Source organism: Variovorax sp. GW821-FHT09D05 (genome assembly GCF_059416325.1).
On record NZ_JBWKOZ010000008.1, the window covers coordinates 305,999 to 318,863 of the forward strand.

Annotated in this window: 8 protein-coding genes; 4 read left to right on the forward strand and 4 right to left on the reverse strand. The window is 67.7% G+C overall.

The window, feature by feature from the left end:
- Window positions 1-102: 102 nt before the first annotated feature.
- Window positions 103-3,897, reverse strand: coding sequence for a patatin-like phospholipase family protein (locus AC07O3_RS22990; protein WP_495340413.1), 3,795 nt, complete (start codon window positions 3,895-3,897; stop codon window positions 103-105).
- 145 nt (window positions 3,898-4,042) lie between these two features.
- Window positions 4,043-4,825: an SDR family NAD(P)-dependent oxidoreductase gene (locus AC07O3_RS22995; RefSeq protein WP_093056669.1), complete on the reverse strand. Its 783-nt coding sequence runs from the start codon at window positions 4,823-4,825 to the stop codon at window positions 4,043-4,045.
- A 105-nt stretch (window positions 4,826-4,930) separates the two neighbouring features.
- On the opposite strand from AC07O3_RS22995, the gene AC07O3_RS23000 reads away from it, so the two are divergent.
- From AC07O3_RS23000 to AC07O3_RS23015, 4 genes are all read left to right on the forward strand, one after another.
- Entirely contained in the window at window positions 4,931-7,609 is a 2,679-nt protein-coding gene (locus AC07O3_RS23000; RefSeq protein ID WP_495340414.1) for a winged helix-turn-helix domain-containing protein, read from the forward strand.
- 180 nt (window positions 7,610-7,789) lie between these two features.
- A complete protein-coding gene (locus tag AC07O3_RS23005) occupies window positions 7,790-8,620 on the forward strand; it encodes an AP2 domain-containing protein (RefSeq protein ID WP_093177351.1) in 831 nt (276 codons plus the stop codon).
- 196 nt (window positions 8,621-8,816) lie between these two features.
- Entirely contained in the window at window positions 8,817-9,626 is an 810-nt protein-coding gene (locus AC07O3_RS23010) for an AP2 domain-containing protein (protein WP_256330853.1), read from the forward strand.
- A 73-nt stretch (window positions 9,627-9,699) separates the two neighbouring features.
- Window positions 9,700-10,080: a hypothetical protein gene (locus AC07O3_RS23015; protein WP_093056673.1), complete on the forward strand. Its 381-nt coding sequence runs from the start codon at window positions 9,700-9,702 to the stop codon at window positions 10,078-10,080.
- Between the two features lie 16 nt (window positions 10,081-10,096).
- Here AC07O3_RS23015 and AC07O3_RS23020 read toward each other — a convergent pair whose 3' ends face one another.
- Complete coding sequence (locus tag AC07O3_RS23020) at window positions 10,097-11,257, reverse strand: acyl-CoA dehydrogenase family protein (protein WP_495340415.1); 1,161 nt, start codon at window positions 11,255-11,257, stop codon at window positions 10,097-10,099.
- A gap of 41 nt (window positions 11,258-11,298) precedes the next feature.
- Window positions 11,299-12,858, reverse strand: coding sequence for a long-chain-fatty-acid--CoA ligase (locus AC07O3_RS23025; protein WP_495340416.1), 1,560 nt, complete (start codon window positions 12,856-12,858; stop codon window positions 11,299-11,301).
- Between the last annotated feature and the right edge of the window lie 7 nt (window positions 12,859-12,865).

Consider the following 12,865-nt stretch of genomic DNA (forward strand, 5'->3'; position numbering starts at 1 on the left):
GGGGGATTCTCCGGCTGGGTCTGGGGTTTGGAGAATTGTTGGCCCCGTGCCGCGGCGCAGCGTCGTCGGAACGGACGATTTTGGACTCCCGCTTTCCGTCCTCTACTTCGCGGGGAGTGACGCCGAGGTCGGAATCCAGACCTCGACGGTGCGATTGCTCGGCTTGAGTCGGGGGGACAGCTGCTCCACGAGCCAATTGGGATAGCCCACCTCGCGAAGCAGCGCGTAGGCACAACCGATCGACGCCTTGTCGTGATAGCGCACCGTGGGCTGGCTCACCTGCCTCGGCGGCGGGAGGTTGTTCTTGCGCGCCGACTCCGTGACGTCTTCGATCGGCGGCACGCTGGCGCCTATTTGCTGCCAACGCTCACGATAGGTACGTACGCTGTCTCTCTGGCTGCCGTCGTAAATCTGGATGTAGACCCTCTCGCCCTTGCAGGACTCGCTCCTCGCGGCCTCGCTGCGAGGCGTCGCAGCGGGAGCGACTGGCGCTGGTGGTGCAACAGAAGGCGACGATGCGGCAGATGCGGGCGACGACGCAGCTGGTGCTGGTGGAATCGCGGCAGGAGAAACCGCCGGCGGCGGGGTCCCGGCTGGCGTCGCCTCTATCTTGGGGCACGCGCGTCGCGCGCCAAGGTCGTTCGACTCCGACGCTCCTGCATCCTTCCCGGACAGCGAAGCGCTTTGATCGTCGGCCTCTCCGTAATCAGCCAGATACCGATTGCGGGCTTTAAGCAATTCGGCGCGGAATGGACTGCAAAGGTGCATGCCATCGAGCGGCGCCACGGCCGAATAGTCATAGCCCCAATAGCGCGGCAGCGGCTCCTTGGAGGTCTTGCCCGGCTCCTGCTTGAGGCAGACGGCAAGCCTGCTCTGCGCCTCCGGATGCTCTGCCTCCACAAGCCCCTTGCAAGCGCGAGAAAAGACATAGGGCACCACCTTGCGGCACTCGCTGAGGGTGTCGGCGTAGATGCGCCTGGCCAGCTCGGAGCGCTTGAACCAGTCCACCTCGCCGGCCGGGCACAGCGTATCCGCAGTCTTGAGAAGCTCGCTGGCCAGCGCCTCGAGCTGGGGGGCGACCTGCGTCGGCCTGGCATTCGCAGGAAGAGCCGCAGGCAGCTTGCTCCAGAGATCGCTCAGTTCATCGAGCGCCTTGCGCTCCCTGTCCACGCGGCTGGCGCTCCCCACCTTCACGCTGTCGATCGCCTGCCAGGCGGACACCCCCAGCGTCGCCGCCGCGCCCAGCCCGATCGACGCACCCACCGCCGTTGCGCCCACGCTGCCGATGATGCGTCCGCGTGCCGCTTTTTCGTCGCCGTTCAGCGCAGCGCCCGACAGAGCCACCGAGCAGTCGTCCGGCACGAAATGCGCCGGCTCGTTCTTGACGCAGTCCGCGCGCAGAGCCTCGATGAATGCCGGGCTCAGGTCCTGCGCCAGGACCTGCCCGAGCCGGAAGTAGCTCTCCCATTGCGCTTCCGAGAAGAACTGGTCGGCGGTCGTTTCCTGGGGAAAGGTTGGAGCCGCCCGCTTGAAGTTCTGAAGATCGATGGGCAGGCCCTTGCACATGTTCGGCTTGACGATCAGCAGGATTCCGCGCTCCCGCTTCAGCTTCGGCCCCACCTCCACAACCCCGTCCCTGTCGGAGTAATTGATCCGGGCCACCGCCAAACAGGCATTGCTCGCGTTCGAGGCCAGCTCCTGCAGCGAGCCGAATGCGTGCAGCGCACCGTAGAAGCCCGAGGGCTCCGACGCCAGCCCGCGCGGGACCTCGCCCGGCAATGCCCGCCGGGGCCGCAGGAACTCGATGTCGGCCTGCAAGTCGATGCGCGCCTTGCGCACCAGGTTTTCGACATCGCCGAAGGTGTAGTCGGGGTCGGCTCCGCAATCCACCACGACGATGACTTCCGCGCGTTCCGAGAGCAACGCGTAGGCGCCGGTGTTCTCGAAATGCCCGCCATCGGTCATGAACCAGTCGCGGCCTTCCTTGCCCTCGAAGATCGCCAGCGTCTCGCGCATCAGGCCCCACGACTTGGTCAGGAAATCCGACCAATGCTTCTTGTCTTTCTCCGGCTGGCGCCACCAGTAGCCCAGCCGCACGCCCGCGAACACGAGCAGTGCAGCCACCCCGCCGCGCGTGAGCTTGCCCAGGCCCGGTGCCACGGCGGCACCCGACACCGCCATCCAGCTGCCGAGCGTCATCGGCGTGTCGCTGCCTTTCAGCTCTTTCCACTCTTCCTGCCCCACCCGCATGAAGCCGCCCGATGCCACGGTCAACGACAGGCCACGGCGGTCCTGGTTGAAGAGCTGCCCCCTCGGGTCCTTGGTCTGGTTGAGGCACACATTGAGCAGGTGGACCGGTCCTCCAGGGGCCTGTGGCTTGTAGTGCGCAAGGTCGGCGTCATCGTCCGCAACGATCGTGTTGACCGAAGCGGTGTCCAGGTTTGGCGGGAACACGGCCGGCACGGAGTCCAACGCCCCCAGAACCCCGTACGCGCCCTGCGCCGAAGGTTGGCCGAAACGCTGCGCGTTGGCCGCGCCCAGATAGCTGCGGATCAGCCGTGCCCGGTAGAAGGCATGCAGCGACGAGAGGTTCAGGAACGCCGGCGTCTTGCCCGTGCACCAGAGATAGCTCACGACCGGCACCAGCAGCAGCCCCCAGATGCGCCATGCATCGGAAAAAGCCAGGTCCTGGCGCGGCACGAACAGCCCGCCCAGCACGGCCTTGTACACCAGCGACACCCACCACGCGAACAGCAGGAAGGCCAGCAAATAGCCCAGCAGATGCGCAATGGCCATGAGGGCCTTCGACGTCGACCGCCCCGGCACCAGGTTCGACGCCAGCGGCAGCACCGCACGCAACACTGCCGCTGCCATCGCGAGATAAATGCCCGCACTCGCCAGCCCGATCTGCTGGAACGCCACATGCCATGCGAGCCGATCGGCCAGACCGATCGCCAGCACGACGATCAGCACGCGAAAACTGAAGGCGAGCTTGTTCGTCAGGAGGTTGCGCGCCTTGTCGGACTGCGGCTGGTGCGTGCCGCGGTCTTCGGACTCCGTCAACACGCCATCCGCCAGGCGCACGGCAAAGAACCAGACGGCGATCAGCACGCCGAAACCGCTCCAGAGAAAGTTCCTGAGATCGTCGCCGGTCTCGCTGCGGACATCTCCGAATGTCAGGCCCAGCCCGAGCAGCAGGGCACTCGCGACCAGCACGCCCAGGCAGATCCTCCAGACGCCGCCTTGCTGGCGCGTGGCCTCCACCCACGGCACGGCCCAATAAGCCGACGCATGGACCAGCACGAACACTCCGACCACCGGCAGCGCCAGCCAGACCACCGGGGTCCACGACGGCAGCCACTCGGCCAGCCACTGGAAGTAGCCCGCGATGCCGGGCAGGTACCCCACTTCCGCCATGCCCCACCAGGCCACCAGATTCAGCGCTGCAAGCGCGAGCCCCGCCAGCACGGACACCAGGCCCAGCTCCACGTGCACGCCGAGCAGGTTGCGCAGGTACAGCGCCACCGCGAAGGTGCGGTCGAGCGGCCCGCGCGGAATCAGGTAGCGACCGTTGGCGCGCAGCCACCAGATGAACCAGCTCGATCCGGCCTTGCCGACTTCGTCCTGGATGCGATCGAGATCCGCGCGATTGCGCGCCCTGCTGAAGAGCCGCCCGAGCATGGAGGCTGCATAGCCGCCGCCCGACACCGAGGACATCAGGTCGAAGCGCAGCAGCGCCCCTCGCCGCGCGAGCGCGCTGAAGACGCCGAGGCAGAAAGTTGCGCTGCGGATGCCACCACCCGAAAGCGCAAGCCCCCACTTCCGGGTCGAACCCGTCAAGGCGGGATCGCCCAGCGCGTCGCGTCGCCTGGTCACCTCTTCGTCGATAGCGCTCATCGAATTCCCCTCCAGTGGCACCTGGTACGGCCGATGCATCGCCCGGCCATGCTGCCTCTGGCTGCGAATTCAATCGGAAGGTGCGCGCCTGCACATCCCCCATAAGAGGTATGTCCGTGCGCGAGCGTGCGGAGGGTCGAACCGCTCAGCGCGGCGCCATGCGGATAGCGCCGTCGAGCCTCACGCTTTCGCCGTTGAAATACCCGTTGGTGATCATCAGCTCCGCCAGCGTCGCGTATTCCGCCGGGTTGCCCAGCCGCTTCGGAAACGGCACCGACGCCGCCAGTGCGGCCTTCACGTTGTCGGGCGCGCCCTGCAGCAGCGGCGTGTCGAAGATGCCCGGCAGGATGGTGTTCACGCGGATGCCCTCGCTCATGAGGTCGCGCGCGATCGGCAGCGTCATGCCGACGATGCCGGCCTTCGATGCGGTGTAGGCGGCCTGGCCCATCTGGCCGTCCTGCGCGGCCACCGAGGCGGTGTTGACGATGGCGCCGCGCTCGCCGTCCTGCAGCATGTCGAGCGTGAGCATGCCGGCCGCCGACTTGGCAATGCAGCGGAAGGTGCCGACCAGGTTGATCTGGATGATGCGGTCGAAATTCGCGAGCGGAAAGTGCTTGATCTCGCCGGTGGCCTTGTCGCGGCTCGCGGTCTTCACCGCATTGCCGGTGCCGGCGCAGTTGACGAGCACGCGCTCCTGCCCGTGCGCCGCGCGCGCTTTGGCGAACGCCGCATCGACCTGTTCTTCGGATGTGACGTCGACCTTGCAGAAGACGCCGCCCAGCTCTTTGGCCAAGGCTTCGCCCTGCTCGGCGTTGAGATCGAACAGCGCGACCTTCACGCCGTGGCTGGCAAGGCGGCGCGCGGTGGCGGCGCCGAGCCCCGAGGCGCCGCCGGTGACGACGGCTGCAATGCTGGAATCGAGTTGCATCTGCTGGTGTCCTTGAGGTGTCTTGACGGGTTTGTCCACAGCCAGTTTAGGAAGCAGAATCAGCCGCACACATCGTCGGAAACGACGGGATTTCAGCAGCACCGCATGCAGTCCCCCACACCCCGGATTCTCGAAACCAAGCTCAACCCCCCGGCCTTCGTCGCCACGCAGGTGCTGCGCACCGCGATCAGCGAGGAGATCGCCTCGGCAGCCGTGAAGCTGGTGCTCGTACGGGCGCCGGCCGGCTTCGGCAAGACGACGGCCATGGCGCAGATCCGCGAGCGCATGGAGGCGCAGGGCATTGCCACCGCGTGGCTCACGCTGGACCGCGCCGACAACGACGTCTCGCGCTTTCTCGCATGCCTGGCCGAGGCCGTGCAGCGCCTGGGTGTGGAAGAGCCGCTCGCCAATGCGCCCTTCGATGCCGTGGCTGCGCTGGCCGCCCACGACTCGCCCTTCACGCTGTTTCTCGACGACTTCGAAAGAGTGCAGGAGCCGGCCGTGCTGGGGCTGGTGCGCGAGATCATCGAGCACCTGCCGCGACGCGGGCAGATCGTGATCGGCTCGCGCAGCCTGCCCGACCTGGGCCTGGGGCGGCTGCGCGCGCGCGGCCAGCTGATGGAGATCGACACCGACCGCCTGCGCTTCAGCCTCGAAGAAACCAGCGCCTTCTTCAGCCTGCGCCAGGCGCAGGCAACCCAGGCGTTGCCGGCCGACATGCTGTCGCAGCTGTACCGCAAGACCGAAGGCTGGGTGGCCGCGATCTGGCTCGCGTCGATGGCGCTGGAGCGGCATGGCACCACGAGCGGTTTTGTCGAACGCTTTTCAGGCTCAGACCGCGCCGTGGCCGACTACCTGGCCGAAGACGTGCTCGCGCACCAGCCGCAGGAGATACGCGACTTCCTGCTGCGCACCAGCATCCTGCGGCAGCTCGATGCGTCGGTGTGCCAGGCGCTGTGCCCGCGCGTGGACTGCGCGGCCATCCTCGAACGGCTGGCCGCGTCGAACCTGTTCGTCACGCCGGTGAGCGGCGATGGCGACGCGTGGCGCTATCACAGCCTGTTTGCCGACTTCCTGCGCGCGCAGCTGGCGCGCGAGCAGCCCGGCGAGCTGGAGCGCCTGCACCTCGCGGCGGCGGGCTGGTACGAAGCGCATGACCGCCCCGTGCCCGCCATCGACCATGCCATCGAGGGAGGCGACCATCCGTATGCGCTGACCCTGCTCGACAGCTACGCGGCGCAGTTCCTCGAACAGGGCCGCATGCGCATGCTGGCGCGCTGGTTCTCGGCGATACCCGAGCATCAGCTGCGCGAACACCCGTTCCTGCAGCCCATCTCGCTGTGGGCCACCTGCTTCACCCATGGCCCGTGGGACGCGATGCGGCAGTTGGAGCAGTCGGGCTGCCTCGACAGCCCCATTGCCGAAGTGCGCGCCAGCGCCCACACGCTGGTGCCCCTGCTGCTGGCCATGCAGGACCGGCACGACGAGGCCTACGAGGCCGGCCGGCCGAGCCTGGCGCGCCTGCCGACCGGCCTGGCCTTTGCCGACAGCGTGCTGCTCAACGCCATGTCCCACATCCTGGCCGTGCGCGGCGACCAGCAGGAAGCGCGGCGCCTGCTCGACGTGGCTCGGCGCGAGCAGGGCAACAGCACCTTCAACCGCATGTATACCGAGTCGCTGGCCGGCCTGTTCGACCTGCACGAAGGCCGCCTGCGGCAGGCCACCGCGCGGCTGCGCATGGCGGTCGATTCGACGCATGCGGTGTCCTACAACCACAGCCACGGCAATGCATGGGCCGGCGTGCTGTACGCGGGCGCCGTGTACGAGACCAACCAGCTCGTGCAGGCCGAGCACCTGCTGAACGTGTACCTGCCGCTGGCGCGCGACGTGGGCCTGCCGGACCACATGATCCTGAGCCACGTGATGCGCTCTCGGCTCGCGTTCCATGCGGGCGACATCGACGCGGCGTTCCAGGCGCTGACCGAGCTCGAATACCTGGGCCACCACCGGCAGTTGCCGCGCGTGGTGGCGGGCGCCAAGCTGGAGCGCTCGCGCATGCTGCTGCTGCAGGGCAACGGGCCCGCATCGCACGACGAACTGCTGCGCGCGGACGACCCCGCGCTGTGGGAGCGCGAGCAGCGGCAACGCCTGCCGGCGCACGACCTCGACTATCTCGCGCTGGCCAAGGCACGCTGGGAGATCACCTTCGGCGACGCACGCAGCGCGCTGGGCGTGCTCGACGCGGAGCTGCATGCCGCGCTGGCCTCGGCCCGCAACCGGCGCGTGCTCAAGCTCAAGGTGCTGCGCGCGCTGGCGCTGCAGCGCGTGGGCGACGTGGCCGCCGCCGTCGACGAATTCGGCGAAGTGCTGCAGACGGCAAGCCAGGAAGGATTCATGCGGCTGATCCTCGACGAGGGGCCGGCCGTGGGAATGCTGGTGCATCGGTATGCGGCGGCGCAGCATGAGGGCGCGCGCAGCGGCAGCACCAACGACCCGATCCTGGCGGACCATCTGCAGCGGCTGCTGCACGCCGTGGGACCGTCGGCAACAGGCGAAGCGGAAGCGTCGACCGGCGACAACGCCATGAAGGAGCCGCTGACGCGCAAGGAAATCCGCGTGCTGCAGTTGCTGGCCGAGGGCTACTCGAACAACGCGATGGCGGAGAAGCTGTTCGTGTCGGACAGCACGGTGCGCACGCACCTGCGCAACATCAACATGAAGCTGGACGCGAAGAGCCGGACGCAGGCTGTGGCCATTGCACGCAGGCTCGGGGTGATCAGGTAGCAGCCTGCCCGGCCTCAATGTAGAACTTAGTGCTTCAACAGTGACTTCGGCTGTCACGATTACTACGGATTCCGGTGATACCCCGGCCGCCTCGCAATCCCTAGCATCCCTCTCAGGAACCGCGCCTTCCGAACGCTGCGGTACCGCAAGCAACAGAGAGCGACGCAAGCCGAAGCCACCATGCCCAAAGGTATTCCCAACCCCGCCGCCATGTATGGCATCTACCCTCGTGCCTGGGGCTTCGAGGTGTCGATCGTGCGCAATGGCACGCGCTACTACAAGCAGTTCGGCCGCGCCAGCTACGGCGGCGAGGAGCAGGCGCTGCTGCAGGCACAGAACTGGCGCGACGGCGTGGTGCGCAGCGTGCCGCCGGTGCCGCGGCGCACCCGGGCCGAGAAGCTGCGGATCAACAACACCACCGGCGTGTCCGGCGTCTTCTGCCAGGTCGCCTCGGGCGGCAGGGTGCGCGCCTGGGTCGCCAAGACCTATATCGGGCAGGACGAGATCCTGCGCACCGACTTTCCCGTGAACCTGGTGGGCGAGGCCGCGCAGGCGCTGGCCATCGAGGAGCGTGAGCGGCAGCTGGAGCGCATGGCCGGGCTGGCGAAGCTGCATCCGGCCGAGGAAACGATCCGCAAGAGCCCGCCGGCCACCCACTCCGAACTGCTGGCGCCCAAGCGCTCGAAGTCCGAGATCAGGCGCAGCACCAATTCCAGCGGCGTGAGCGGCGTGCATTTCAAGGCGCCCAACCCGGGCCACCCGGGCTACTGGCTCGCCATCACCTACACCGCGGGCAAGGGCAGCGTGAGCAAGGCCTTCTCCATCAAGGAGCACGGGCCAGAGAAGGCCAAGCTGCTGGCCATCGAGGAGCGCGAGCGCCAGCTCGAGCAGAAGCTGATGTCGAACACCGCCCCCGCCAACGACCCGCTCACCATTCCCTTCCGGCAGGGCGCCCAGCAAGGCGCTCGGCAGCACGGCCTGGCCACCGCCGAGGCAAGGCCGCAGCAGTGAAAGGGCCGGCGAAAACGCACGCCTCATCCCCGGCGCTGCGCCCCGCGTTGTCCCGGGCATGACCGCTTCCGCGGAATCGTCATGGCGCTTGGGCCAAAATAGCTGCGAAATGCGCGCGCCGATGAGCGACGAGCGAATCGGGGAGCCCATCAGACTCAGCAAAACTGAGTGCAAAAGCAGCAGCATCACGTCGAGAATGCCCAAAGGTATCCCCAACCCGGCAGCCATGTACGGCATCTACTCCAGGTCCTGGGGTTTCGAGGTTTCCATAGTTCGCAATGGCGTTCGCCATCACAGGCTGTTCGGCAAGGCCAGCTACGGCGGCGCGGAACAGGCCCTGCTCCACGCGCAGGACTGGCGCGACTTCATCGTGCGCAGCGTGCCGCCGCAGGCGCGCCGCGAGCGGGCCGAAAAACACCGCACCAACAACAGCACCGGCGTGACGGGCGTGTTCCACCATCTCGCGCCGGGCGGCCGTGTGCGGGCGTGGATGGCCAAGACCTACATCGCGCCCGACGAAATTCTTCGCACCGACTTCTCTGTCGCGGACCTGGGCGACGACGCGCAGGCGCTGGCGATCCAGGAGCGCGCGCAGCAGCTCAAGCGCATGACGGGGCTGGCGCGCATTCATCCTGCCGAAGAGGCGATCCGCATGGGGTTGTCGGCCCATCCGCCCGGGCCGCGCACGGCCAAGCGCTCCAAATCGGAAATCACCCGGCGCAACAACACCAGCGGCGTGAGCGGCGTTCACTTCAAGACGCCCAACCCCAGCCATCCCGGCTACTGGCTGGCCATTACCTACACCACGGGCAAGGGCAGCGTGAGCAAGGCGTTCTCGGTGAAGGTGCACGGCGCCGAAATGGCCAAGAGCCTGGCCATCGCCGAGCGGACAAGCCAGCTCGCCGAGAAGCTGCGTGCCGAGGAAGAAGCCGCGGCCCAGCCAGCCTCGCAGCGCAAGCCGCGCGCGCGGACGGCGGCATCCAGCGCCAAGCGGAACAACGGATGAGGGCCCTGCACGAAACCGGCTTCGCCGAAGCGGCGAAGCCCGAAAGCTGCTGCGTGCGCGGAGTGGCCCGCCCATGACGACGCACAAACAGCTCCACCAGTTGCTGCGCGTGGCCTCGCATCTGCTGGACCAGGCCGCAGCGGATGTGCGGGCCACCGGCCTCGACCCCGTGGACGAGAACATCCAGCGCATCGGCCGCGCGCTGATCGAGGTGATCGAAGTGCAGCGGCAGATCTACGCCGCGCAACCCGAACTGCAGCCCAAGTCGCTGGCCGCGTCGGCGCGCGAGAACGATGCCAACCGGCTCTTCACCCAGTTCACGCTGGAGGCGCTGGAGCTGGAAGACGCGGGCCACACCGATGCGGCGCGCGAGAAGTACACGCAGTTCATCGGCCTCTCGCCGTCGTACCCCCACCGCGAGATTGCACGGGCGGAGATCCGGCGGCTGTCCTGACTGAACACGCTGCGGCTCAAAGCGCCCTGGCGATCACTTCCTTCATGATCTCGTTGGTGCCGCCGTAGATGCGCTGCACCCGGGCGTCGGCATACATGCGCGCCACCATGTACTCGTTCATGAAGCCGTAGCCGCCGAAGAGCTGCAGGCACTCGTCGATCACGCGGCCCTGCGCCTCCGAGCCCCAGAGCTTGGCCATCGAGGCGGTGGCGGTGTCGAGCTTGCCGGCCACGAGGTCTTCCACGCAGCGGTCGATGAAGGCGCGGCCCACCTTGATCTGCGTGGCGATCTCGGCCAGCTTGAACCTGGTGTTCTGGAACTCGACGATCGGCTTGCCGAAGGCCTTGCGGTCGCGCACGTAGTCGAGCGTGGCCTGGTAGGCGCCTTCCATGGTGGCCAGCGCGCTCAGGCCGATGATGGTGCGCTCGTAAGGCAGGTCGCTCATGAGCTGGAAAAAGCCCTGCCCTTCCACGCCGCCCAGCAGAGCATCGGCGGACACGCGCACGTCGTCGAAGAAAAGCTCGGAGGTGTCCTGCGCCTTCATGCCGATTTTGTCGAGCACGCGGCCCACTCGAAAGCCCTTGCAGCCCTCGGTCTCGACGATGAGGATCGACGTGCCCTTCGCGCCCTGCGTTGGGTCGGTCTTGGCCACCACCAGCACCACGCCGGCGAGAAAGCCGTTGGTGATGAAGGTCTTGGAGCCGTTGATGAGGTAGCCGCCGTCCTTCCCATCCTTCGTTTTCTCGGCGCGGGTGCGCACGCCCTGCAGGTCGGAGCCCGCGCCGGGCTCGGTCATGGCGATGGCGCCCACCAGCTCGCCGCGCGCCATGCGCGGCAGGTAGTGGAGCTTCTGCGCCTCGGTGCCGTGGTTGAGGAAGTAATGCGCCACGATGGCGTGCACCGAAGTTGCCATGCCGGTGAGCGCGCGGCGCGACATCTCCTCGTAGACCACGGCCTCATGGCGGAAGTCGCCACCGGCGCCGCCGTATTCCTCGGGAATGTCGGCGCACAGCAGGCCCAGGGCGCCGGCCTTGCGCCACACCTCGTGCCCCACGTGGCCGCGCTTGCGGGCTTCCTCGTCGTGCGGGAGCACTTCGGTCTCGACGAAGCGCACCGCGTTGTCGCGGTACAGCTCCAGGTCTTCGTCGCTCCAGGAGCGGCGGAAATCGATGGACATGTTGTCTTCCTTGGTTTGTTGTCTTGCGGTCTTGGCGGGGCTCAGCCGACGCGGCGCTCCCTGCCGGCCCAGAAGGGTTCGCGCAGCTGGAACTTCTGCAGCTTGCCGGCCGCCGAGAGCGGCAGCGCGTCGCGGAACTCCACGCTGCGCGGGCACTTGTAGCCGGCGATCTGCTCGCGGCAGTGGGCGATGACTGCCTCTGCCTCCAGCGCCACGCCTTCGCGCCGCACGATCACCGCATGCACGCGCTCGCCCCACTTGTCGTCGGGCACGCCGATCACGGCGGACATCAGCACCTGCGGCATCTGCGCGATGGCGTTCTCGACCTCGGCCGAATACACGTTCTCGCCGCCGCTCACGATCATGTCCTTCATGCGGTCGACCACGTACACGAAGCCCTGCTCGTCCATGTAGCCGCCGTCGCCGGTGTGCATCCAGCCGCCGCGCAGCGCGGCCTCGGTCTGCTCGGGCTTGTTCCAGTAGCCCTTCATGACCATGGGGCCGCGCGCGACGATCTCGCCGACCTGGCCGTGGGGCAGCTCGTTGTCTTCGCCGTCGACGATGCGCACTTCGGCAATGGAGATCGGCGTGCCCGCCGAGCGCAGCAGGCGCTCGCGGTCGGGCCCGGGCAGGTGGCAATGCGGCGGCAGCGCGGTGACGACGGGCGACAGCTCGGTCATGCCGTACACCTGCGCGAACGCGGTGCCCGGAAAGGCGCGCATGGCCTGGTCGAGCAGCGCTGCGTCGATGGGCGCCGCGCCGTACGACAGCAGGCGCAGGCTGGACAAGTCGAACTCGGCGAAGCGCGGATGCTCGATCACGCGCTTGATCATGGTCGGCACCAGGAACATCTCTGTGATGCGCGCCGACTGCAGGGTCTGCAGCACGGCCAGCTCGTCGAACATCGGCACCACGTGCACCGGCATCTGCCGCAGCAGGCTCTGCAACGCCACGCCGCAGCCGGCCACGTGAAACATGGGCGCCGCGACGATGGCGGCCGCGTCGTGCGTGTCGCGCGGCAATGCCGCCACCGTGCCCAGCGCATTGATGCACAGGCTGCCGTGCGTGAGCATCACGCCCTTGGGCTGGCCAGTGGTGCCGCCCGTGTACATGATGGCCGCGAGCTCGTCGCCGCTGTGCGGTGCGTCGTCGATGGGCTGCGCTTGCGCCAGCAGCGCCTCGTAGCCGGCCATGCCTTCGGGCACGGCACCGTCGCCGCAATACACCACGGTGCGCAGCGACTTCGACAGCTGGCGCAGCGCGGGCACCATGGGCGCGAAGAGGTCGTCGACCAGCAGGATGCGGGTGTCGCAGTCGTCGAGCGAGTACGCGACCTCCTTCGGATTCCAGCGGATGTTGACCGGGTTGATGACGCCGCCGCCCCACCAGGTGCCGAAGAAGTATTCGACGAAGCGGTGCGAGTTGAGGCTCATCATGCCGACGCGGTCGCCACGCGCCATGCCGAGCTGCTTCAGCACGGCGCCCAGGCGTGCGACGCGGTCGGTGAAGGTGCCGAAGTCCAGGCGCGTGTTGCCGCAGACCACGGCGGTGGCCCGGGCGTTTTCGCGGCGGCCTTTGAGCAGGGGTTGGGTGAGGAACATGCGGGGC

What these genes read in the sequence shown, in the direction of transcription:
- AC07O3_RS23015 (WP_093056673.1), top strand. Translation starts at nt 9,700, where the DNA reads ATGACGACGCACAAACAGCTCCACCAGTTGCTGCGCGTGGCCTCGCAT.
- AC07O3_RS23000 (WP_495340414.1), top strand. Translation starts at nt 4,931, where the DNA reads ATGCAGTCCCCCACACCCCGGATTCTCGAAACCAAGCTCAACCCCCCG.
- AC07O3_RS22995 (WP_093056669.1), bottom strand. Translation starts at nt 4,825, where the DNA reads ATGCAACTCGATTCCAGCATTGCAGCCGTCGTCACCGGCGGCGCCTCG.
- AC07O3_RS23025 (WP_495340416.1), bottom strand. Translation starts at nt 12,858, where the DNA reads ATGTTCCTCACCCAACCCCTGCTCAAAGGCCGCCGCGAAAACGCCCGG.
- AC07O3_RS23005 (WP_093177351.1), top strand. Translation starts at nt 7,790, where the DNA reads ATGCCCAAAGGTATTCCCAACCCCGCCGCCATGTATGGCATCTACCCT.
- AC07O3_RS23010 (WP_256330853.1), top strand. Translation starts at nt 8,817, where the DNA reads ATGCCCAAAGGTATCCCCAACCCGGCAGCCATGTACGGCATCTACTCC.
- AC07O3_RS23020 (WP_495340415.1), bottom strand. Translation starts at nt 11,257, where the DNA reads ATGTCCATCGATTTCCGCCGCTCCTGGAGCGACGAAGACCTGGAGCTG.
- AC07O3_RS22990 (WP_495340413.1), bottom strand. Translation starts at nt 3,897, where the DNA reads ATGAGCGCTATCGACGAAGAGGTGACCAGGCGACGCGACGCGCTGGGC.